Here is a 23806-nt window from a genome sequence, read left to right as displayed (position 1 = left end):
TAACTCCCTTAGATGAATCTTATACTGGTTTTCTTCAAGTATCGCTGTTCCAAAAGCCCAGCGATTTTTCTCACTACATTCCTACGGATCTCCAGCTCCACTGGCATAGAAGGATCCTGATGAGCCTCGTTTATCCTTGTACCGACCACAAATTCGATAACGTCGGAATTGAGCATGAGGCGTAGGATGTCTGTAGCTGGATTACGAGGAAGGTATTCCAACACTTCGTTTCTCTCGAGATAGTCCGCTACCTTTCCAAGTGTGAGGATTCCCTCGGTTACTAGGTCAGCTCCCTCCATCTCCCCTGGTGGAGGCAATGACGAGTCGATACAGTCGAGGCTAACAGAAAGCTGCTTGTTCAATTCCCGGGCAATGATGGTGGCAGTGGTTCCCCCAGAGATAATACGTTTGCCTTTAAAATCTCTGAATAGTATGGCTAGGTCTCTATCGCGATCCTTCCGGAGTGGAGGGCCGGTCATCACGAGTAGCCGTCGTGCATTTCTGAAATAGATGACCCCACAGGTGATATCATCTTTGGCCTTGTTATCGTCTATCAGCATGGCCCGCTGCACCACCAATCGGGCAAGATCCCGCGCCGATATATTGGGTGTGGCGGAGATGAGGCTTCTCACGTAGTTGATCACGCCATCCAATCCCCATCCCAGGGGGAATTGACGACTTCCCATACCGCATTGGGTCACACCATCAGAGAAGAATATGAGTCTGTCATTGAGGATAGCTTGGAAAGAAGAGAGAGTTACTTCCATTAAAGGAGGATGTCCTTTCCCATGTCTTCGAATGATCCTCTTCTTTCGAGTTGTTTCAATGAGACGATCTCCTCTCCAAAGGAGATAGGGGGGATTGTCGTATTCCAGACAGGAGACTCTGTAGTCCGAGTCTATGTCCACGATGGTAAATGTTGCATAACTTATTTTGCGTTTAGAACATACAGGAAGAGTTCGCATGAGAAGCCATCCTGTTCTTTCTAGGGAGAGCTTGTGTGCAATGCACCCCGCTCCGATAGTAGCTGTGAGAGTGGCTAAGACAGACGCCTTGATCCCAGAACCCAGACCATCTGAAAGTACGGAGACAATACGCTTACCGTTGAGATCTTTCTTTGAGAAGAAGACATCTCCCTCTGCATGTTCAGCATACTTGGGTATCTGGAACGAACCCACTTCGACAAAGATGTCATCCATGATTCTCCCCCTCAAAGGATTCTACTATGGAACTCAAGGTTGCTTCCATCTCTGCTGCGTTTTCTCCTAGGAGATAAGCCACCTTCTGGACTGTACGGAGGTGATCTCTCATGACTTTTCTTGCTTGTTGAATGATTCTGTCACGTTGTATCCATGGAACCGTGATATCCTGAAATAATCCTCCCGCAACCGCCCCCCGTTCGATAACGAAGATACTGCCATGAATAATCCGCTTTCCTACTTTAAAATCTTCCTCCACGAGTTCAGGACCCTGCTCATCTAGGACGAGCTTAAAAGCCTTCCAAAAGGGGACAATCTTTCTCAAATCTGCTCCTTCCAGACCGGGCTTGACCCCATACATACCCTCTATCTCGGTTCCCCAGAGATGCGCAAAATTGGAATTGCATTCCACAATTTTTAGCTCCTGATTTACCACCACGGCGGCCGATGGCATAGTCTTAAGGAGTGCATTTGCCTTCTTCTGTGCCAACTTCCTCATGTAGGAGACACACATGGATCGTTCTGCTCTTCTCCGCACCATGGCCTCAGCAAAGGCGCGACACGTATCATAACCGCAGCCAGAACAGTTTAATTCGTCTTCAATGGTGTACTTGCCTACTGAGCGGAGGGCTTCGCGTATCTCATCATCCGATATAGGAGGCTCAATGTATGGATCGCCGTCTGCCTTTACCTCGAGTGAAAGAGCGTATTTTATCGGCTTCTTGGATGCCCCTTCTGCGTACGACAGGACCTTAAGATGTCGCTCTAGGCTTCCTCTGCAGCTTCCAAACGCTGGGCCGTTGATGCATCCCCCCTCACATGCTAGAAGTTCTAGAAAAAGCGGTATGTTTAGAGAATTGATGTCCAGACCATCTAAAGCATGAGCAATCTGTGTGATTCCTGAAAACGACTCGCAGACCCACGAGTCGGGAATTCCTATACTCTCAAGGCTACGAATGGCACCTCCCTGTACCGGGTACAAGGAGCCATATGATGATCGTGAGGGATAGAAACTTACTCCATTGCTATTGATCTTTGATGGATAGTTCTCCACCACATCCTCCTCCATCCAAGCACCAAGCTCGGAAAATGTGAGAGCAAGATCTACAACCCCTCCAGAATGATCAGCCTCCTTCTTCTTTGCTATGCATGGGCCTGCAAATACGACTGCTGTGTCATATCCGAATACTGATTTGAGATATTCGGCATGTGCTCTCATGGGAGATCCCACAGGTATAACATAAGAAAGCAGGTCCGGACGATATCGCGAGATGTATTCCACGATCACAGGACAGGCCGAAGAGATGAGAAGACGTCCCGATTCTTGCTCCACATGTTCTGCGAGTATTTCTCTTGTCTTCTCAGATACGATATCTGCACCCACTGCTGTTTCTGACACAGCATGGAAACCTAGCTTTCTGCATGAGTTAATGAGTTTCTGTGGGGAGATGTCCCTGAAGAACGCGGTAAAACTAGGTGCTAGAGAAAGAACTACTCTTGATCGGAGAGAAAGAATCGTTTTGGCCCTATCTATATCGGAGCGCACCCTCTTTGCGCCGGAAGGACAAACTTCCACACAGTGGCCACAGTATATACACAACTCTTCTATAACCTCCGCACGGCCAGCAGATATGCGTATGGCCTTTACAGGACATTCGCGGATACATTTGTAGCAATCAAAACAGTCAGAGGTAACTGTATAGATGAGGCGATGTAATGTCATTCATTTCTCCTCTGGGAATTCAAATGAGAGGATATCAGGAATCGCCTCCGGCTGGACATGCTCATATATTCTGGAACCTATCCGTACAACAGGACCTTCCTTACACCTTCCGGAACAGAGCTCACCTTTTACCTCTATCTTCTGATTCAATCCATGTTCTTTTAGCCATGTGCTGATCATCTTTACCGTAAAGGCATTTCCACGAGAATGACAGGAACTTCCCATACAAACTATGATATTTCGTTCTTTATTCATCAATATAAAATTATATATATTTTTTTATCGTGTCAATATTGAAGAGGGGCTAGATGTATTGCCTTCTGCCTTGAGATGTGTTCTGTGGAGAAGATGTCCCTGTTGGTTACTTCTAGTAGTTTTCTACCGGAGTACTTCCTCTATTTCTACTATAAAGTATGGGTTCTATATTCTTAAGCATTTGTAAAATATGAGAATCATAAATAAGCTACTGGTTATGCTGAAACTATAGTTGTTCCATATATTATTGAATATATTATCAACATTCCTGAGTATTGCATTATAAAGATTATTTATACAGGATGATATATTTAACTTTATTATAGACCTTTTTGATTTCTTTTCATAACAAGTTTTTAATGGAGAAATTACAAAAAAGATAATAGTCTGGTCGATCTCATTACATAGGATTTTTCTCAAATAATAGTAAATACAGAAGATAATAAAATATTACCTTATTTTATAGAGAGTCTTATAGATGTTTACAATCTTCCATATCTAATAAATGCACAGTATTTAGATGTTATGGTTATGTAAAAAATAAGAAAAATAAAAAGATTTTGGAGAAAGAATCTTCTACCCTTCCCTGATTACAAAGAATCAGAAGTTGACATTTATTCCTTCGAAGTAAATACTGTATTGTAAATGGATACATCTCCCAGTTTCGTTTATATTTGAGATAAATATTTAGTAGAGAATCAGATATAAACGCTATATATTTTGAGGTTACAGAACCTTAATCTTTGTATTAAAAAATAAAAAAATAGCTAAGACTATTTTAAAGATAACCTGTAATTAAGTTTATAAGGAGTTTTTAGTTTTATATAAGCAATGATATCACAACTATGCAAAATATTCCAAGAGAAGAACTTTATTCCAACAATAAAATAGTATTTTTTCTAATCAAATAAGAAAACCAGAATAGACTAACAAAATGTCGAATTAAGAATACAATTATAACTTAAGGTTTTAGAATCTTATCCACAATTGGGTACAATATTGACCTGTATTCCTTGTTATCAGAAAAAGAAAAGTCATGAATAAATCCCAAACGTACAACGGGAATATATGGCCATAGCTCTGAAAATAAAGAAAAAGATTCATCAGCTATTTTTTTATCCGTATATGGGTACTCATTATAGATAATTCCCAGCACAGATATGTTTCTGTTTTTTAAGACCTCCATGGTAAGTCTGGTGTGATTTATGCTTCCCAGTCTGGATGAAGATACAAGAACAACAGGCAGCCTGTTTTCTGCAAGAAAATCACAGGTAGTATATTCCCTCGTCCATGGTACCATAAGTCCTCCCGCAGCCTCTGCGATTACAAGAGAAAATTTATCTTCTAGTTTTATTAGGTTTTTTATAACATGCGCTTTATCTATAACGGTTCTTGCATCTTCTGCGGCAAGATGTGGAGATGCTGGTAGCGGAAAAATATAGGGACATGTTATCCCCTCTCTGTCCTCATCAAACAACTCTATACCCATTATTTTTCTGTGTATGAGAATGTCATCTGCTATACTAGAAGCAGATCCCGTCTGTATCAGCTTTGCGCTTATGCATGCTATTCCTCTGGTCATAATTGATTTTGTAAGAAGACCTGTTACAATGGTTTTCCCTATACCTGTATCAATTCCTATTACACAAATTGTTCTTTTAAGCATTCTTTTTCCTTGCTATAAACCATATAGGGTGATATGTGAGATATACACCATTGTTCTTTTTAAATTTTTTTTCATATTCGTTTATAAGAAATTTTACTGATCCATCCCAATATTTACCGCAGGCATTAACACCTGTTCTTTTTATGTGTTTTAGCACTTCCTGTGCAGAGGGAAATACCATATGCAAGTGTTTTTCTCCGGTATATATAATTTCCATTTTGCAGGCAGAAAGCATATCAAAAAGTTCTTCCCAGCTATTATACTCCAGACCTGCTCCTGATATCTTCTTTATTTGTAAAAAATTATCTTTACCAAAACTCGATATTGCAATGAGACCGTTCTTTGATAAAGCGTAATATATTTTTTCTAGCAAGGATTTTTTATCGTTTATCCATTGTAACATGGCATTAGAACAGAATAAGTCTATATTGTCCGGAAAAACTGCTGAGCATATATCACCAGCAATAACGGATATATCATCATAACATAGATCTTCTTCATATATTATATCGTTAATGTATAGTTTTCTAAAGCTAAGTTCTTTTTTTATACGATTGGTAAATATCCCTGTGCCTGCGCCTGCTTCAAACACGGTTTTGTAATTTTCTCTCTGTTTTTTTATCTCTTTTATAAGCAGATTTGCCATAAAATCCTGGATAAAGGCTTCTTTATCATATGTATTTATTCTTTTTTTAAATTTTTCTGCAATATCATACGCTGATAAAGTTTTCATAGTCTAAGTGCTCCCATTTTTTAAGGTTATAGAAAGGGTAGTGTCCTCCGTCTGTTTCTATGTATCTTACGGACATACTTTCCCAAAAAATACGCTGGGCAGCCGGTGGGAATATTTTGTCATGTTTTCCGCATACAGCAAAATCAAAGCTTATTGTTTTTATATCCGGTTTTATATCTTTTCTTTCCCACAAAAAATTCAATTCCTTTCTTATATTTTCCATGCTGCGAGAGGGAGTGTTTGGAATTTCTGCCCGTTTTAGAAATAGTGTATAGTTTTCCTTGGAAAAATGTTTGACAGTTGCTTTAAAAGTTTCCGGTGATATCCCGTATTGTTTGTCTATTCCATACGGTGTGCCCATTAGTGCTATTTCTTTATATGGCTTATAAGTGAGGAATTGTCGGATATAACACGAATATGCCCATACCCCCATTGACCAGGCTGCCACTATAAGTTTGCCTTCTATTTTGTTAAAAAGTTCTATGACATTATCACTGTTATCATCCGAATAATCGTATACAAAAATCGTATTGATATTACCTGCTGCTATGTGTTTGGTTATAGTGGGGTCTGCACTCCATCCGAGAAAAACAGCACAGTATGGTAGTGTCTTATCTTTTATATTTATTTCAGCTTTCATATTGTGTATCTCCTATTGATTCTAAGAGTTGGTGTATATCGGTTTTTTCCATAAGGGATGTTATAGATATTCTTACACAGGATTTTGTTTCCCTCACAGTGGGAGGGCGTATTGCAGGAGAGTATATTCCGTTATTTCTTAGTTTTTCTGATAGGAAGAGAGCCTGTTTTGAGCTTCCTGTTATAATAGGTATGATTTGCATATTAGAATTGCCCGTATTGTATCCTTTTTGTTTAAGTTTTTTTCTTGTATATTCCCATAGTGATTTGAGCTTTTCTCTTTCTTTCTGCATTTTCTTAACTTTTTCCATTGTATAACTTAACCATGCCGCTATTATTGGTGATATCGCTGTGCTGTATATTAATGGTCTGCTTCTATTTATGAGAAATGTGCGTATTTTGTTTGAGCATGCAATCAGTCCTCCTGCTGCCCCCAATGCTTTACCTCCTGTCGCTATTATTATATCTATGTCCTGCTCAAGTTCTGTTTTTCTTGTTATACCAGCACCATGGGGACCTGTTATCCCAATGCTATGAGCTTCATCTACTATACTTATACAGTCGTATTCTTTTGCAAGTTGCGAGATATTTTTTATATCTGCAGTGTCTCCATCCATTGAAAAAAGAGCTTCTGTAGCTATTATTGCGTTTTTATGTTTTGCTCTGTGTTTTTTGAGCAATTTTAACAGCATTTCCATATTGTTATGTGGGTATCTGTATAATTTAAGCGAACCGAGTTTTACTCCATCGTACATACTTGCATGGCAGCTCTTATCCATGAATACGCATGTGTCTGTTTCTTGGAATGCTGCAAAGATACTTATGTTTGCATGATATCCGCTTGGTAAGATAAGGGCTGTTTCTTTTTTTATCCATTTGGCAAATCTTTCTTCTGCCTCTCTTAGCTCTGGGCTATCTCCTGATATAAGTCTGCTTGATGTGCTTCCCATAAATATGTTGTTTTTATATTGTTTTAAAAAATCTTCTATGTGTTGAGAATTGCCTGCTAGTCCTAGATAGTCATTGGATGCAAGGTTGAGGACTTGGTTTTTGCCTGTTATTATATGTTTCCCTTTTCTTAGGATTGCCTGTATCTGTCTGTATTGGTTTCTTTCTTTTAGCTGGTATTCCTGTTCTGCAAAAAATGTTTCAAACCAACTCATCTTTGCTTTTCCTTACTACGATGTCTATTGTTTCTATGCTCTTTTGTATGGTTTCTTCTATTTCTTTTTCTGTTGCATTTAGTCTGAATAGCCAGTATATAGTGTCTCCCAATGGCCTTATAAATAGACCTTTTTTAAGTGCTTCAAAGTATATTCTTCTTCCTATTCTAATATCTGCCGGAAAATTGGTTTCTCTGTCTATTCCTATATCAACTGCTCCGGTGCAGCCTTTGTATCTTATGTCCTTTACCCATGGATAATGTGCAGATTCTTCTAATAGTTGTTTTATCTTATAAAAGTGGTTGTTTTTGACAGGGTTTGTTTTTTCCCAGAGTTTTATATTTGCTAGTGCTACGGAGCAGGCTAGTGGATTACCTGTATAACTGTGTCCGTGGTAGAATGTTTTGCCTTTTTTGAAGTCATCGTAGAATGCCTGATATATTTCTTCTGTGCATATTGTAAGTGCAAGGGGCAGTGTGCCGGCACTAAGGCCTTTTGCCAGGACCAGTATGTCTGGTGGGGTATTTGCTTGTTCATATGCCCACATTGTACCGGTTCTACCAAAGCCCGTTACGACTTCGTCAAAGATTAGAATGATATCGTGTTTGTTTGCTAGATCTCTCAGTATCTTTAGGTAGTCGGCAGAGTAGACTTGCATTCCTGCTGCACCCATTAGTATGGGCTCTACTATTATTCCTGCGATGGTGTCTGCATTTTTTTCTATAAAGTCACGTGTTTCTTTTTTTGCTGTTTCTGTTATTTGCTGGTCTTCTCCGCCCTGAGTGAAGTTATGTGTTAGATTTTTATAGTGTTTTTTTATTGGTGCTTTTATCTCATAACTTTCTACCATGAGGTCTTTGTAATATTTTATATATAGATCTATACCTCCTACGCTCATACAAGCTGAGGTGTCGCCATGATACGAGTCCGACAGGTGTACAAATCTTGTCTTTTTGCTTTTTCCTTTGTTTTTGTAATACTGTAGTGCTATCTTTAATGCTATTTCTATGGCTGTTGAACCGTCATCGGAGAAGAAGTATCTGCTTAGTGTTGTGTCTATGTGCGATGATAGTTTTTCTATAAGTTCTGTTGCATAAGGATGTGTGCAGCCTGCAAATATCAAATGGTCCAGCTTTCTTGTCTGCTTCCTTAGTGCTTTCATTATATATGGGTGGTTGTGTCCCCAAATGCTTGTCCACCATGAGCTTATTGCGTCATAATAGCGTTTGCCGTGTATGTCGTATATGTACGGGCCTTTTGCTTTTGTTATTGCAAGGTGGGCGATGTTTTCATAGTCTTTCATCTGTGTATATGGGTGCCAGATGTGCTTTTTGTCTATGTTTTCTATGTTTGTTGTTTTATTGAATAGTGTTAACTTATTTTTGAGCATGGTTAACGTTATGTGTTTTTTAGATTTTTTTCAAGTATAAAAAGGGCTGCCTGCGAATGCTGACAGCCCGTTCGGTATAAATTATTTTATCCTATTGCGTTCTCGCCGCGTTCTTTTGTTCTTATTCTTATTGTCTCTTCTATGGGGAGTATAAATATCTTGCCGTCTCCTATGCTGCCTGTCTGGGCGCCGGCTATGATGCCTTCTATTGTGTCTTCTACAAAGTTGTCGTTTACTGCTATTTCTATGCGCACTTTTTTTAGCAGATTGACTTCTATTTCTACGCCTCTGTAGTGCTCTGTAAAGCCTTTCTGCTGGCCGGCTCCCATGGCGTTGGTTACTGATATCTTGTATATCTTTCTCTTGTATAGTTCTTCTTTTACTGCGTTTAGACGGTGTGGCTGTATGTAGGCTATTATTAGTTTCATATTTTTCTCCTTACATGTTGCTGAATATCTGGAACCCAGAGTAGCTTTCTATGGAGTGTTCGCTTATGTCCAGTCCTTTTAGCTCTTCTTCTTCCGATACGCGGAGTCCTACTGTATAGCGTATTATAAGGAAGAGAATTAGTGCTGTTCCAAAGCTCCAGGCAAATGCGGATATTATTCCCAGTGCCTGTACGCCAAGCTGCCTGAGGCCTCCTCCAAAGAAAAGACCTACTATAGAAGAATCATTTACTCCATTTGCAAAAAGCCCCACAGCAAGTGTTCCCCATGCACCACATACTCCGTGTACGCTTATTGCGCCTACTGGGTCGTCTACATGCAGAACTTTGTCTATAAACTCAACGCTTAGAATTACAAGTATGCCTGCTATAAAGCCTACTACTATGGAAGAACCTGGACCTATTACCCATGTGCCTGCTGTTATTCCTACAAGTCCTGCAAGGGCCCCGTTGAGGGACATGGACGGGTCTGGTTTCTTATACAGTATCCAGGAGAATATCATGGCTCCCACTGAGCCCGCGCCTGCTGCAAGAGTTGTTGTTACTGCAATGTGGCCTATTGATAGGTCGCTTCCAGATAGAGTGCTTCCTGCATTAAATCCGTACCAGCCAAACCATAATATGAACACTCCCAGAGCTGCTATAGGTAGATTGTGTCCGGGGATTGCCTTTACCTTGATTCCTTCCGGCGTTCTTATGTACTTACCCTTTCTAGCTCCAAGGACAATTGCTCCTGCAAGCGCTGCCCATCCGCCAACCGAGTGAACAACAGTGCTTCCTGCAAAGTCATGAAATCCTAGGCTGCTTAACCAGCCTCCACCCCATACCCAGTGTCCAGATACGGGATATATAAGTGCTGTTATAAACACAGAGTATATCAGATAGGATGCAAATCTGGTTCTCTCTGCCATGGCCCCTGATACTATGGTGCTTGCGGTTCCTGCAAAAACAACCTGGAACATCCAGTCCCTGTATATATCGCTCATACTACCTGCTCCATAAGCTGCTAGACCTTCTGCATTGTAGTGCAGAAAGAAAGCATCTGTTCCTATTAACCCCAATGCATCTGCTCCGTACATGAGAGCCCAGCCTATTGCCCAAAACGCTATTGAGCCCACAGAAAAGTCCATGAGGTTCTTCATAAGAACATTAGCTGAGTTTTTTGCTCTGGTAAGTCCTGTCTCCACCATAGCAAAACCAGCTTGCATAAAGAAAACAAGTGCGGCACTTAGGATAAGCCATATCATATCAATGGCTTGCCCATGCAGTGCTACTGTTTCCTCAAGACTCTGTGCAAACAAACTTCCTGTACCCGCTATGAGGAATATCAGGACAGCTGCAAGTTTTGTTTTTTTGTGTAGCATATCTGCCTCCATCTGGTGTTTTGCAGATAATGTGGCATTTTTTGTGCCAAGCGGAGGATGTTTTTCTTTACTGGAAAAATTATCTGTAGATATTTTATTAATATATAAAGAGATATAAAATAATTATTTTTAGTAACTTTTTGAGAATATACCAACCAGAGAGAATGTTTTGCAAATATATTCTACAAATATGTATGATGTATTATATTTACATACTAATATGTGGTTTTTTTCTGGGTTTGTACATTTTTGTGTCAATGTTATGCTTTTTTACACGCAGTCCCATGATTCTTTCTGTTATTCCCAGCATCTTTGCGGCCTTGGACATGTTTCCTCTGTGAGTTTTGAGTGCGTCTTCTATTAGTTCTTTTTCCAGTCTGTCTAGGGTTTCTTGGAGTGTGCCTCTGAATTCTGTATGAGAAGATTCTGCGCTTTGGAGACTTGGAGGCAGGTGATAGCTGTGTATAACACCGTCTGTACTGAGGATTACGGCCCGTTCTATACAGTTTTCTAGCTCTCTTACATTTCCAGGCCAGTGATAGCTGGTAAGAAGATTGAGAGCCGGTGTAGATATCCTCTGGATATCTTTGTTGTTCTGTTTTGAATATTTCTCTGTAAAATGGTCTGCAAGCAATATGATGTCGCTTTTTCTCTCTCTAAGTGGTGGAATATGAATCGGAAACACGTTGAGCCTGTAATATAGATCTTCTCTAAACTTACCTTCTTCCATTAGTTTTTCCAGATTCCTGTTTGTTGCTGCTATGACCCTCACATTGACTTTTATGGTTTCTGTTCCTCCAACTCTTTCAAACTCTTTTTCCTGCAGTACTCTGAGTAGTTTAACCTGCATCTGAGGTGAAAGATCGCCTATCTCATCCAGGAAAATAGTTCCTTCGTTTGCAAGCTCAAAGCGTCCTTTGCGCCTGTTTATCGCACCGGTAAAGGCTCCTTTCTCGTGGCCAAAAAGCTCGCTCTCAATTATGGTCTCAGGCAGTGCTGCACAGTTTACCTTGACAAATGGCTTGTCTGCTCTAAAACTGTTATAATGTATTGCGTGAGCTATAAGCTCTTTTCCTGTTCCACTCTCTCCTCTTATAAGCACTGTTGCTTCGCTCTTGGATACAGTTGCCAGCATATCGTAGACATCCTGCATGGCCTTGGATGTTCCTACAATATTGGCAGGCTTAAAATGCTCCTTGAGTTCCTCATGCAACCTCTGGTTTTCCATAAGCAGTTTTTCTCGTTCTTCTGCCATTTCCTGCTTAACTTTTACTGACTGTGCAATAAGAGAAGCCAGGATGGACAGAAGTCTACCTTCATCCTCTATATCCATCTCCGGATCATAATCCCTGTCTGCACTGAGCGTACCTATAACCTCGTTACCGCTCTTTATGGGAACACAGAAAAAAGAAAGCTCCTTCTCCAGTTTTCTGGAGCCTGTTTTATTAAGAAACTCCTTGCTCTCCGACAATTTCCTTATGACAATTGGTTTTCCTGTTTCTACTACCTTACCGGTTACCCCTTCTCCAATTCTGTATCTACCGCGTTGTTTTTGGCTGGTAGAAAGACCGTAAGCCTCTTCTATAACTATTTCTCCGGTCTGTCGGTTAAGCAGCGTGATTGTTCCCCTGTTCATCCCCTCGTGCTCGGATATAAGTCTTAGAACAGGTTGGAGAACATCCTTGACATCGATAGCCTGTGCAAGAATCTGACTCACCTCAAACAAGAGCGAAAGCTCTCTTACTTTCTTTTCCATCTTGGAAATATTATCACCCATATCTTCTCCCGGAGAAAAAATTTATACCGAACGGCGCAAGGCTACGCCTGCGCCTTTTATCCTACAAAATAGTATGATAGCATCCTACCTTTTTGTATTTTTTTTTGCAATAGTTCTTGCAAAAAAAAAAGTCGGCACGCATTGCGTGCCGACGTTCGGTCTATAGTATCCTATTCTTCCGGTGGGGCAAGCAGACCAGCCATTTCTTCCGGGGATACCATTTCTTCATCCCTATGTGTGCTAATAAGCTCCCTAATACGTTTTATTTCTTTTTCCTGATTATGTTTTGCGGATTCCAGTCTGTTTAGTGCTGGCTTGAGAGGCAGTGATTTTGCAGTCTTGCCTGATAATATATCTGATATGAGATGCTCAAAGTTTCCTCTAGCTCTTGCTATCAAAAGAAGAGTCTTTTCTCTTTCTGCATTACTTTGTATTTTCTCCGCTGCCTTTTGTATGATAGAAAGACTTCTGTCTACAAAAAAAAGTTCTTCCAGCACATGATCTATAAAGATGTCCGGATCAAGAGGAAGTCTGGTTGTTTCTGTCAAAGTCTGGATGTAAACTTCAAGAGCATAGATATTTTCTTTAAAAGCTATTATCCTTGCCATCAGGTATATTATCGTCGCCTATGGTCGTATGCTTGACATCTATATTCTTACATGATAGCCTAAAAAAACTCTTTAATCGCTCTGTAGGGGCGGTTCGTAAAGGCCATAAGGAGTCGTACATGAGAAAATACGAGCTAGTGTGTGTGTTCCGTCAGGAACAGGACCAGTACACCCAGGCAAAAGCCAAGGTGTCCGAGCACCTCTCTAAAGTGGGTGCTGAGATAAAAAAAGAAGAGGATATGGGAGAGCGTCAGCTCGCATATCAGATAAAAAAACAATCCCGAGGTCATTATTATCTGTGGCTGTTTACTGCAGCACCGGATGCTATTGCCAAACTTGAGCATGAGCTAAAATATGTGGATGGAATCCTGAGATTTCTTGTGACCAGGGTAGAAGACTGAGGTATTTATGTCGGATATCAACAGCGTAGTCCTTGTCGGAAGAGTTGTCAGGGATGCGGAGCTCAGATATACAGGTGGAGGAATGCCTATCTGCAGGTTTTCTCTTGCTGTTAACAGATCCAGGAAGGAGGGTGACTCCTGGACAGATGAGCCTAATTTTTTTGATATTGTTTTATTCGGAAGACTGGGCGAAGCTGTTGGGAAATATCTTGTAAAAGGGCAGCAGGTAGCTGTGCAAGGTGAGCTTAGGCAAAACAGATGGGAGCAGGACGGACAGAGAAGAAGTAAGGTTGAGATAGTGGCTTCAAATATCCGTCTTATGGGAGGAAGAGGACAGGCTTCTTCCTCTAATACCTCTTCATATTCCGATATTGGATCGGATATGAATGATGATTTTGTAGATAACTTACCAGAAGAGGATATACCATTTTAACCAATATATTTTACGGAGGATGATATGGCAGAGGATATAAAAGACAGAGATAATAACAATGATGATAGGGCTACAAGACAGAGAAAGCCCTTTTTTAAGAAAAAAATAGATAAGATTGCGGTTTATAATCTGGACATAGATTATAAGAAACCAGAGGTTCTCAGACAGTTTTTAACAGAAAACGGTAAGATTCTTCCCAGGAGAATAACAGGAACTTCTGCCAAAAATCAGCGCAGACTTGTCAGAGAGATAAAGAAGGCAAGAATTCTTGCTCTGCTTCCAATGGGTTGATTAATTATTTATAAGACATTGTGTTATTAGAATACCAAGGAGTGTTGATATGAAGTCTACAAAGGTAATATTGACTGCTGATGTTCCCAACTTGGGAGAAGAGGGAGATGTAAAAACAGTTGCTCCCGGATATGCAAGAAACTATCTTGTTCCCAGAGGTCTTGCCCTTATATTTAATAAGGCAAGTCAGGCTCTGATAGAGAGCAGAAGGCATAAGATAGAAAAGAAAAAGGCAGAAAAAAGAGAAAAGGCCAAAGATCTCAAGACCCGTCTGGAGTCAGAAGAGCTTACAATCTATATGCAGGCCGGAGAGAAAGGAAAACTCTTTGGTGCTGTTACCTCTGCTCTTATTGCAGAAGAGCTCCAGAAAAAAGGTATCGTAGTAGAGAAAAAGCGCATAGATGTTCCGGGACATGGTATAAAGATGATAGGAAAATACAAGGTTTCTGTAAGCATCTATGAAGATGAAAAGGCTATTCTTTCTATAAACGTAAAGGCAGAAGGCCAGCAGGAAGAAGAAAAGAAAGAAGAAAATAGTTCTCAGGAATAATCATGCAGAATCCTTCTGCTTTTGTTCCACCTTATGACGAACAATCCGAGATGGCAGTATTGGGAGCGCTTCTCCTTGACGGAGAAGCGCTCGCTGTTGTATTGGAGATTCTTAGACCGGATGATTTTTATAAAAGGGCTAATCGCAACATATATCAGGCAATTATAGACAGGTATAATCGAGGAGAATCTACAGATATCATTACCCTTGTCGAGGAACTCAAGGCAAAAGACTTACTTTCTGAGAGCGGAGGACCTGCTTATGTTGCCTCTCTAACAGCTGCCGTACCGACTTCTGCCAATGTAGAATACTATGCGAAGATAGTAAAAGATAACAGTGTAAGAAGAACCCTAATAAAAATATCCCAGCAGATGATGGCTTGGGCTACCGATAAGGCTTATGACACACGCTTATCGTTGGAAAATATAGAAAAAGAAGTTTTTGAGCTTACAGAAGCAGGAACCCAGTTCTCCATAAAGCCACCCAAGCAGCTTGTATCAAGTACGGTGGAAATAATAGAAAGATGGGTTAAAGATAAAGATTCTTCTATAGGAATACCTACGGGTTTTAAAGATCTTGATAGAATGCTTACAGGCTTTCACGAATCTGAGTTTATAGTAATAGGAGCCCGACCCTCAGTAGGAAAAACAGCCCTTGCACTGAGCATGGCTACACATATTGCAATACACAAGAAAATACCTGTAGGATTCTTTACTCTGGAAATGTCAGATATGGCTCTTATGCTAAGAATACTCGCAGGGGAGGCAAGAATCAATTTTAACCACATAAGAGCAGGATTACTTAAGCCTGCCGATTTCCAGAAAATCTCCGAGGCTGCGGGAAGAATATATGAGGCTCCCCTCTATATAGTCGATGTTCCCAATATACGACTTCTTGATTTGAGAGCTCAGGCAAGGAAAATGTGTCTGCAGTATGGAGTAAAAGTTATTTTTATAGATTATCTTACTCTGATAACATCAGAAGATAAAGCAATACCACGTCATGAGCAAATAGCGGAAATAAGTAGATCTTTAAAGGCTCTTGCAAGAGAGTTAAGTATACCGGTGATAGCACTTTCTCAGCTAAGAAGAGAGTCAGAAGGAAAAAGACCATCCCTTGCGGACATAAGAGAATCTGGCTCCATAGAACAGGATGCTGATGTTGTCATCTTTATACATAGAGAACGACTTGCCTCCGATGATAATAACAAGGCATCAGAGATAGAAACAGAATTGATAATAGCCAAGCAGCGTAACGGTCCAATAGGTACTGTAAAGGTTGCATTTATTCCGGAGTATACAAAATTTGAATCTTTTGCCTCGGATGTATAATAATATAACATAGATATTGTTATCAGGTGGGGATATGGAATTTTTAAAAGAATATGATTTTTCTTCTCTAGCCAACGAATCAGAAAGGCTTGTTCTTGATGAGCTGGAAAAACAGCTTAAAGCTCTGGGAGATGAGAGGCTTATGTCAGAAGAATGTGTCCTGGATATAGCTGCTTATGCATTAAACCATGTAAAGCCACGATACAGAGCCACTTTGCTGGGGAGAATATATGCCTCTTCTATCTCGGAAGAAGAGGCATATGAGATAAAAAAGGCTGTTACTACGGCTATAAAAAAAGTATTAGCTGATTTATAATATTATCCTTTTGCCAGTTGATATATTCTTTCTTTTATTACTTCCTGTGAGGAAGGAATGAGTTCTCCGTTTCTCCCCTCTATTATCCAATTTCCGTCTGCAAATATGTAGACATCATAAATATGCTTGCCAGTTATAGTATCCCACATAGAAATGCTGCCATCACTATTGATAGAATATAATATGTTTTTAAAAGTCGACAATTTCCTTGGTATGTGTCCAGTTGCTTCAAATGTTTTCTTTTCAGATTGTCCTATCTTGACAGGAGAAGAAAAGCCCACGGTGGTATAGATATAGCCTGTATCTTTATCTATTATTATATCTGCATTTGAGTCTATCTGTGCTATATTGTACAGAGTTCTTATAGAATATATGTTACCATTGTCGCTATTTATGCTTGCAGATTTTACGCTGGTCGACGGATTGGAGGAGATGTTTAAGAAATATATTTTATTTTTGATTTTGTCTGTTAATATCTTATAGATAATTTCATCATTGGTCTCTATAGGAACTGTTTCGCCAAACAAAGTATCGATTTTTATTAAAGAGTAGGGTGGGTCGCTTGTTTTTGTTCTTGCCGCATATATTATATGTTCTTTTATAGAGGCGATATCATTTATACCTTTTGCTGGTATTCTTAGTTTTTCTGTCATGTCCGTTTTATCGAGTATTCTTATCACACTGTCCTTTTCCAGTATTACTATGCTCTCATCCGTAATAAGTATTTTCTGAACATATGCCGTAAGATTGGATATTTCTTTTTCTATTTTATTTTCTTTGGCATTATATACTAGCAGCCTAGGTGGAAAAGGATAGCCTGTTGACCACATCAATATTTTTTCTGACCCTTCTATAGGTTCTATACCTGCATTGGTAAAGTTTATAGGTATTTTTTTTGCCTCTACCAGGTTATCACTTGGTCTGTCAGAAAAAATAGAAGCTTCCCACTGCAGAGTAAACTCCGATGTAGAACAAAAAGCATTGCTTTCTGAGAAAGATATTTGTTTTATTGTTGTCATAGAGGAAGAAAGCACGGTTTTCTGTTGTCCGCTTTTTGTACTGAGCATTTTTATGGTGCCTTTTGATGTTCCTGCTATTATATAACCGTTAGCATCACATGTAATGCTTGATATGTCAGATAAAAAGGAGCTTGCATCAATTTTTTTTTGTTGTTTTAGTTTATTTTCTTCTATTGTGTATAGTATTATGGAGGCAAAGCTACTATTTTCTGTTACAACTATTGTGTTATTTGTTACAAGAATATTTTTTGCATCGATTGCTATGCTGTCTATTATTTCTCCTGTGTATAAATCAATAGCATATATGGTCTTGTTTGCTTTACCTATCATGATTCTTTGAGAATACAGTACAGGCTTATCCAGTTTTACCCTGGTTCTCACAGAGGCTTTTTTGCTCTTATTTTTCATATCCCAGTATATAAGTTCTTGGGAGGAGGACTGATATGTTACCAATGTTTGCTCTGTTTTTGAAAAGAACATATAATTGATTATTCCAAATCCGGCATTAAAATTGACAAGAGAACCTGAAGTATTGTATATTCTTAGACTGTTCCACTTTGGAACAGAAAGGAAAATATACGTTCCTTTTGGCGAATAATCAATGAATAAAGGTCTATCAGAAATTTTTATACTTTTAAGTTTTTGTGCAATAAGCCAATCATATATTTCCAGATAATAGTCTTCTCCTCTTCTTACTATAACTGCTATCTGTGTTTTTACAGGATTTACAGCTATATATTCTATTGTAGAATCATAGATAAGTATCTCCTGTATTATCTTGTTTTCTTCTCTGCTAAAGATTTTTATTTTACTATCTACTCCGCTTGTTATAATATATTTACCATCAGAAGATTCTATAATATTATTTATCACACCGGTGTGCCCTGTTTGTATTATTATGGAGGAGTTAAAAGCATATAAAAACATCTGGCTGATAAAAAAAACTGTTAGTAGGCAACATTTCCTCATAGATTCTCCTTAGAAGTTACTCACGGTAGTCAAATCAAGTGATAATACTATTATAAATAGAATAAGAGCTATAAAAGCTCCTGTTATCTGATATCTGTACATTGTTTTGGGATGGAGAGGTTTTCTTTTTATCCATTCTATGAAGAAGATAAGGATTTGGCCTCCATCCATTATAGGAATGGGAAGTAAATTCATTATTCCCAGAGCAATACTTATTATTGCAAGTAGTTCTATAAATGGTGACAAGCCGGCTTTGTTTTTTCCGCTTATACCTTGGCTAAGCATATCTCCCATATAATAGCTTATGCTTATAGGTCCTGCTACGGTATTCTTTGCAGCAGGGGAAAAAAGAGTGGATAGTCCAATAATGTTTTGTTTTAAGATTGTCCCTATTTCTAAAAATGCCTTTTTTACAGCTTCGAGAGGATTTTTTGTATATTGTCTATATTGTTCCAGTCTAAAGCCTATTCCAAGCTTTACTTCTTGGTCATAATATATTGGGACTAGTGTTATATCCTTCTTATAGTTATTCCTTAATAAAGTCAATTTTATTTTGGAAGGCCTGTTTTGTGTTATATAATAATTTAATTCCATGGTATTGTTTATCTTAGTATCATTTATTGCCAATATTCTGTCTCCCTGCATTAGCCCTGCTATATCCGCGCTACTGTTTTTTTCTACATAATCGATCACAGGCTCTATCCATGGATACACCCCTATCCGGTATGTTCCTGTATTGGGATTTTTTATAGGTTTAACAAATAATTCTTTCTCTTCTCCATCTCTCTCTATCGTTATTTTTAGATTCTTGCCTCCCGATGTAGGTATAATCTCCAAAATATCTCTAAAATTCTCTATATTCACATTGTTTATTTTTTTTATTAGATCTCCGCTTTGCATCCCAGCCTCTGTTGCGGGATATGTTTCTTGTTTTAATAATGGATAATCTGATTCTAGAACTATTTTTGCGGGAGGAGCATACACCGTAAAACCTATTGTCCATAAAAGAGTCACAATAATAAATGCAAAGATTATATTCCCCATTGGTCCTGCCAGACTTACGGCAATCCTTTTGAGTGGTGAGGCGGAGAAAAAGGATTGGGGTTCTCTTGGAATACTATTTAGATTTTTTTCCAGTGCTTCTTGAAAGGCTGTTTCTCCTTTTAGCTTACAATAACCGCCCAGAGGCAAAAGAGATATCTTGTATATTGTCCCTTTGCGTTTAAAGCTAAATAATGCTGGACCAAATCCTATGGAAAAGGCTTCTACTTTTATACCAGCCAGCCTTGCAGCAATATAATGTCCTAGCTCATGAAAGAATACAACTATGCTAAGACCAAATATAAGTCCCGATAGTATTTTCAAAATTGTCATATTATCTTTTCTCCACAATTTTTCTTATTTGTGTTTTTGCAATTTCTCTTGCTTTTTTATCTATTAACAGTACTTCTTCTATATCTATTACCTTATTTGTCCAATTGTGGTTTATTACTAATTCTACTATATAAGGAATATCTGTAAACTTAATTTTGTTACATAAGAATGCATCAACTGCTTCTTCATTAGCAGCATTAAAAGCAATGCTTTTACCTCTTGATCCTGCTGCTTGGTAAGCTATATCTAGCATAGGGAATTTGTCGTTATCAACAGGATAAAATGATAATTCCATAGGTTGTGTGATATCAATAGGCGAAGGAGCATGTGATAACACATCAGGATATGATAAGGCATGTTGTATGGGAGTTTTCATATCAGGATAAGAGAGTTGAGCATATAGAGAACCATCTGTTTGTCTTACCATAGCATGGATAATACTTTGCGGATGAATTACTACTTTTATTTTTTCTATAGGCAGATCAAACAAAACTTCTGCTTCCAAGACTTCTAAGCCCTTGTTAGCAAGAGAAGCAGAATCTATAGTAATCTTTTTTCCCATATTCCAGGTGGGATGATTCAAGGCCTGGTTTGGTGTCACTTCTTGTAGTTCTTCTTTTGGAGTATTTCTAAAAGCACCACCTGAGGCTGTTAAAATTATTTCATCAATATTCTTATATCTTAGAGCTTCCAGTAGCAAAAATACGGCAGAATGTTCCGAGTCCACTGGTATGATAGACTTTTTATTTTTTCTTGCTGTTTCTTTTATTATTTCTCCAGCCATAACCAGGCTTTCTTTGTTGGCAAGAGCAAGATTTTTACCTGTTTTCAAAGCAGTTATGGATGGCAGTAATCCTTTTGCACCGGCTATACCATTTACCACTATATCTGCTTCTGTTTCCAGAAGAAGCTGTATAACAGCATCCTCTCCAGAGAAAAGAACGTCGGAATCTTTGTTTGTACCGGAAAGAGCCGTCTTATTTATATTGTATTCTTTTGCTATTTTTAGTAGTTCTTTTTTTTTGCTGTGAGCTGATATTCCTGCTAGTTCAAATAGGTCCGGATTATTTTTTATAACATCCAGTGTGTTTTTACCTATTGTTCCGGTTGCGCCAAGCACTATTATTTTTTTTTTCATAATCATTTTCCAGATTAAAAAAGCAATATATAGAGGTAGAAAAATAGAGGAGCCGTAAATACAGGAGAATCTATGGAATCCAGCATTCCTCCTCTGCCTGGTATTATTGAGCCAGAATCCTTTACATTGCAAGAACGTTTTATTGATGATTCCAGTAAATCACCAATAATTGTAGAAAATCCTATTATAATACCAAAAAACACTGATTTTATTATATGCCCCGGAAAAAGTTTTGGGAAAATAAGTTGAGCAGATACTGTTACTGCTATTGATGCCGTAAGCCCGCCTACAAAACCTGCGATACTTTTATTGGGACTTATAAATATAATATTATTGTTATTCTTACCTAGTAATTTTCCTGTGACATATGCCATGGAATCATTTAGATATACTGATAAAATAAATATTGCCATCAATATGGTCCCACCGGAAAGAGCTGTGAGTCTAGGGATAAACATCAAGAATGCACCAGGATATACTATGAGAAGAAACCTCTGTCCTATTCTAGGTATGACTAGTGGTAATTCTTCTTCTGAAGAAACAAAAGCTGCTATTGACAGGTTTATAACTATGATAAAAATAAGAGAGAAGATGGCTATTTCCATATTGTTAAAGAAACTGACAGATATATAAGAGGTTAATGGTAAGGAAGCTCCTATTAATGCACCTGCCACAGAAGGAATATTGGAACCTTTGTTTTTAAGCATGTTGGCCATTTCTATCCCGCCAATTGCCGATGCAAGAATAGCTATAATATTTATTCCTATGTTATTATAAAAAGGCAAAAAATAAACCGTTACTATCAATAATGGTAATCCCAACAAAAAAAGCAAGATCCTATTTACTATGTTGCTCAACCCATTCCTCCGTACTTTCTCTTGCGCTTTGCATAATCTTTTAGGGCGTCGTCCAATTCTTTCTCGGAGAAGTCTGGCCATAAGACATCTGAGAAATAGTACTCCGAGTAAGCACTTTGCCATAAAAGGAAATTGCTGAGTCGTTTCTCTCCTGCGGTCCTTATTATGAGATCAGGATCAGGCAAGAAAGGGACATCCAGAAAATTCTTAAAATTATCTTCTGTCAGAGGAAATTTATCTTTTGTTTCTTTATATCTGCTTATAGCGCGTATTATCTCGTCTCTTCCACCATAGTTGAGTGCAAGATTTAATATTAGTCCAGAAAAATCCCTGGTATCATTTATTATCTCTTTAAGATCATTTTGGATTTCTATAGGAAGTTTTGATATATCTCCACTATGAACTATTCTTATCCCATTTTCTTTATAGAAATCAAACTCTTTTTTTAGGTGCTTTCTTATTAAACCAAATAGAAAAGAGACTTCTTCTTGAGCTCTTTTCCAGTTTTCTGTAGAAAAGGTATATAACGAGAGGTATTTTATACCTCTTTCCGATACGGCTTTTACTGTGTTTTTTGTGGCTTTCAAGCCTTCTTCGTGTCCTTTGTATCTGGGGAGTCCTCTTTGTACTGCCCATCTGCCGTTGCCATCCATTATTATTCCAACATGGCGAGGGATTTTTAGATTTTCTTCTGCCATTAATCTTCCATAATCTCCTTTTCTTTTGCTTCAAGGAGTTTGCTTATCTCTTCTACATATTTGTCAGTCAGTTTTTGTATTTTCTCTTCGCCTTTTTTGAACTCATCTTCGCTTATGTCACCGTTTTTTTCTGCTTTTTTAAGAGATTCGTTGGCATCTCGACGTATGTTTCTTACGGCTACTTTTGCCTGTTCTGCTGTGTTTTTTGCCATTTTTATATATTCTTTTCTTCTTTCTTCTGTAAGTGGGGGGATATTTATCCTGAGAACCTTACCATCGTTTACAGGGTTAAGAGAAAGATCGGAGTTTTGTATGGCTTTTTCTATTTCTCCCAATACCGATTTGTCCCACGGTTGTATTACAATGAGTCTTGGTTCTGGTGCAGATATTGATGCTACCTGATTAAGAGGACTTTGTTGTCCGTAATATTCCACTGTTATTCTATCAAAAAGGGCAGGTGTTGCTCGTCCTGTTCTTACGGTTGCAAGTTCTTCTTTTAAATTAGCTACAGATTTTTTCATTCTGCTTTCTGCATCTTGGATAATCTTTTCCATAAATAATCCTCCTAAAAAAAACACGCACTGCTATATAGAATAGCAGTGCGTGCGGTATTCTGACAAGTGTCTAGAGTTCTTCTCCGACCTTATAATATCTATAATCTATAAGCTTTATAGTAGCGCCAAGAGATTTAGAAAGTTCGTCCATAACCTGTTGCACTGATTTTTTATTGTCTTTTACAAAAGTCTGTTCTGTAAAACATATCTCAGCTAGATGCTTTTTGAGCTTTCCCTGAGCGATTCCCTGGATTACCTTCTCAGGTTTTCCTGTATTCTGAGCCTGTTTTACAAAAATTTCCATCTGTTCGTTTTTATAGTCTTCCGGTACCTGTGCTGCTGTCAGATACATAGGTGAAAAAGCCGCAGCATGGAGAGCGCAGTCAAAGGCAAAAGTCTTAAACTGCTCATTGTCTTTTATCTCCGGTTTCTCTACGGAAAACTTTACGAGTACTCCTATAGAACCTTCGCCGTGTATATATGAGGTTATGTACTCATCATCTGCAGCCTCCAATACGTCGGCTCTTCTGAGGTTGAGATTCTCTTTAACCTTGATAGAAAGATTGTTCATGGCTTCTTTTACTTCTTCATCTTCTATTGTAAGATTCTTATCTACAATAAGGTTGAGAATCTCTTCTCCGGTACTTATAAAATCGCTGTTTCTTGCAACAAAATCCGTTTCGCAGAGTATCTCCAGCAATCCTGCTTTATTATCTTTTACAACTGCAAAAACTCTACCTTCTTTTGTTGCTCTATCGCTTCTTTTTGCTGCTGCAGCAAGCCCCATTTCTTTTAAAATCTTTTCTGCCTTATCAAAGTCGCCATTGGCTTCTGTAAGAGCTCTCTTACAGTCCATTATCCCTGCGCCTGTCTTATCACGCAGTTTTTTTACATCTGCTGCTGATATTGCCAT

Annotated in this window: 25 protein-coding genes; 6 read left to right on the top strand and 19 right to left on the bottom strand. The window is 38.6% G+C overall.

The features are described from left to right. Window positions 1-8 precede the first annotated feature (8 nt). From WKV44_06595 to WKV44_06540, 12 genes are all read right to left on the bottom strand, one after another. Window positions 9-1199 (bottom strand): SpoIIE family protein phosphatase, encoded by a 1191-nt coding sequence (locus WKV44_06595; GenBank protein MEM5948206.1) that lies wholly within the window; start codon window positions 1197-1199, stop codon window positions 9-11. Further along, window positions 1192-2922: a [Fe-Fe] hydrogenase large subunit C-terminal domain-containing protein gene (locus WKV44_06590; GenBank protein ID MEM5948205.1), complete on the bottom strand. Its 1731-nt coding sequence runs from the start codon at window positions 2920-2922 to the stop codon at window positions 1192-1194. The genes WKV44_06595 and WKV44_06590 overlap by 8 nt, the downstream gene beginning before the upstream one ends. Continuing rightward, window positions 2923-3177, bottom strand: a complete 255-nt coding sequence (locus tag WKV44_06585) for a (2Fe-2S) ferredoxin domain-containing protein (GenBank protein MEM5948204.1) — start codon at window positions 3175-3177, stop codon at window positions 2923-2925. A gap of 961 nt (window positions 3178-4138) precedes the next feature. Next, window positions 4139-4843 (bottom strand): dethiobiotin synthase, encoded by a 705-nt coding sequence (bioD, locus tag WKV44_06580; protein MEM5948203.1) that lies wholly within the window; start codon window positions 4841-4843, stop codon window positions 4139-4141. Then, the gene (locus WKV44_06575) at window positions 4836-5576 is read right to left on the bottom strand and encodes a methyltransferase domain-containing protein (GenBank protein ID MEM5948202.1); all 741 of its coding nucleotides are present in this window, start codon (window positions 5574-5576) and stop codon (window positions 4836-4838) included. Before WKV44_06575 ends, bioD begins: the two co-directional genes overlap by 8 nt. After that, window positions 5554-6216, bottom strand: coding sequence for a pimeloyl-ACP methyl esterase BioG family protein (locus WKV44_06570; GenBank protein MEM5948201.1), 663 nt, complete (start codon window positions 6214-6216; stop codon window positions 5554-5556). The genes WKV44_06575 and WKV44_06570 overlap by 23 nt, the downstream gene beginning before the upstream one ends. Further along, complete coding sequence (locus tag WKV44_06565; protein ID MEM5948200.1) at window positions 6206-7378, bottom strand: aminotransferase class I/II-fold pyridoxal phosphate-dependent enzyme; 1173 nt, start codon at window positions 7376-7378, stop codon at window positions 6206-6208. The genes WKV44_06570 and WKV44_06565 overlap by 11 nt, the downstream gene beginning before the upstream one ends. Next, window positions 7365-8768 carry an adenosylmethionine--8-amino-7-oxononanoate transaminase gene (gene bioA, locus WKV44_06560; GenBank protein MEM5948199.1) on the bottom strand — a complete coding sequence of 468 codons (1404 nt, stop codon included), beginning with the start codon at window positions 8766-8768 and terminating at the stop codon, window positions 7365-7367. The genes WKV44_06565 and bioA overlap by 14 nt, the downstream gene beginning before the upstream one ends. An 86-nt stretch (window positions 8769-8854) precedes the next feature. Beyond that, on the bottom strand, window positions 8855-9196 hold the full coding sequence (locus WKV44_06555) for a P-II family nitrogen regulator (protein MEM5948198.1): 342 nt from the start codon (window positions 9194-9196) through the stop codon (window positions 8855-8857). A gap of 10 nt (window positions 9197-9206) precedes the next feature. Continuing rightward, a complete protein-coding gene (locus WKV44_06550) occupies window positions 9207-10577 on the bottom strand; it encodes an ammonium transporter (protein MEM5948197.1) in 1371 nt (456 codons plus the stop codon). 208 nt (window positions 10578-10785) lie between these two features. Continuing rightward, window positions 10786-12354, bottom strand: coding sequence for a nif-specific transcriptional activator NifA (nifA, locus tag WKV44_06545; GenBank protein ID MEM5948196.1), 1569 nt, complete (start codon window positions 12352-12354; stop codon window positions 10786-10788). Window positions 12355-12524: 170 nt separating this feature from the next. Continuing rightward, window positions 12525-12962, bottom strand: a complete 438-nt coding sequence (locus WKV44_06540) for a hypothetical protein (GenBank protein ID MEM5948195.1) — start codon at window positions 12960-12962, stop codon at window positions 12525-12527. 119 nt (window positions 12963-13081) lie between these two features. On the opposite strand from WKV44_06540, the gene rpsF reads away from it, so the two are divergent. From rpsF to WKV44_06510, 6 genes are read left to right on the top strand one after another with little or no spacing between them, the layout of a single operon-like run. Continuing rightward, a complete protein-coding gene (gene rpsF, locus WKV44_06535) occupies window positions 13082-13363 on the top strand; it encodes a 30S ribosomal protein S6 (GenBank protein MEM5948194.1) in 282 nt (93 codons plus the stop codon). A 7-nt stretch (window positions 13364-13370) separates the two neighbouring features. Next, a complete protein-coding gene (gene ssb / locus WKV44_06530) occupies window positions 13371-13796 on the top strand; it encodes a single-stranded DNA-binding protein (protein ID MEM5948193.1) in 426 nt (141 codons plus the stop codon). Window positions 13797-13820: 24 nt separating this feature from the next. Continuing rightward, window positions 13821-14087: a 30S ribosomal protein S18 gene (gene rpsR / locus WKV44_06525; protein MEM5948192.1), complete on the top strand. Its 267-nt coding sequence runs from the start codon at window positions 13821-13823 to the stop codon at window positions 14085-14087. A gap of 49 nt (window positions 14088-14136) precedes the next feature. After that, entirely contained in the window at window positions 14137-14637 is a 501-nt protein-coding gene (gene rplI / locus WKV44_06520) for a 50S ribosomal protein L9 (GenBank protein MEM5948191.1), read from the top strand. A 2-nt stretch (window positions 14638-14639) separates the two neighbouring features. Next, window positions 14640-15968: a replicative DNA helicase gene (dnaB, locus tag WKV44_06515; protein ID MEM5948190.1), complete on the top strand. Its 1329-nt coding sequence runs from the start codon at window positions 14640-14642 to the stop codon at window positions 15966-15968. A gap of 34 nt (window positions 15969-16002) precedes the next feature. Next, a complete protein-coding gene (locus WKV44_06510; protein MEM5948189.1) occupies window positions 16003-16284 on the top strand; it encodes a late competence development ComFB family protein in 282 nt (93 codons plus the stop codon). 2 nt (window positions 16285-16286) lie between these two features. Here WKV44_06510 and WKV44_06505 read toward each other — a convergent pair whose 3' ends face one another. From WKV44_06505 to tsf, 7 genes are all read right to left on the bottom strand, one after another. Further along, window positions 16287-18272 carry a hypothetical protein gene (locus WKV44_06505; protein ID MEM5948188.1) on the bottom strand — a complete coding sequence of 662 codons (1986 nt, stop codon included), beginning with the start codon at window positions 18270-18272 and terminating at the stop codon, window positions 16287-16289. Between the two features lie 9 nt (window positions 18273-18281). Continuing rightward, window positions 18282-19646 carry an RIP metalloprotease RseP gene (gene rseP / locus WKV44_06500; protein MEM5948187.1) on the bottom strand — a complete coding sequence of 455 codons (1365 nt, stop codon included), beginning with the start codon at window positions 19644-19646 and terminating at the stop codon, window positions 18282-18284. A gap of 1 nt (window position 19647) precedes the next feature. Next, window positions 19648-20784, bottom strand: a complete 1137-nt coding sequence (gene dxr, locus WKV44_06495) for a 1-deoxy-D-xylulose-5-phosphate reductoisomerase (GenBank protein ID MEM5948186.1) — start codon at window positions 20782-20784, stop codon at window positions 19648-19650. 14 nt (window positions 20785-20798) lie between these two features. Then, a complete protein-coding gene (locus tag WKV44_06490) occupies window positions 20799-21641 on the bottom strand; it encodes a phosphatidate cytidylyltransferase (GenBank protein MEM5948185.1) in 843 nt (280 codons plus the stop codon). Beyond that, the gene (uppS, locus tag WKV44_06485) at window positions 21638-22339 is read right to left on the bottom strand and encodes a polyprenyl diphosphate synthase (protein MEM5948184.1); all 702 of its coding nucleotides are present in this window, start codon (window positions 22337-22339) and stop codon (window positions 21638-21640) included. Before uppS ends, WKV44_06490 begins: the two co-directional genes overlap by 4 nt. Next, a complete protein-coding gene (gene frr, locus WKV44_06480; GenBank protein ID MEM5948183.1) occupies window positions 22339-22893 on the bottom strand; it encodes a ribosome recycling factor in 555 nt (184 codons plus the stop codon). The genes uppS and frr overlap by 1 nt, the downstream gene beginning before the upstream one ends. 70 nt (window positions 22894-22963) lie before the next feature. After that, window positions 22964-23806, bottom strand: a complete 843-nt coding sequence (gene tsf, locus WKV44_06475) for a translation elongation factor Ts (GenBank protein MEM5948182.1) — start codon at window positions 23804-23806, stop codon at window positions 22964-22966.

It is taken from the genome of Spirochaetia bacterium 38H-sp, from assembly GCA_039023545.1.
Classification (GTDB): domain Bacteria; phylum Spirochaetota; class Spirochaetia; order Winmispirales; family Winmispiraceae; genus Rarispira; species Rarispira pelagica.
This window is presented reverse-complemented; position numbering and strand designations above follow the sequence as displayed.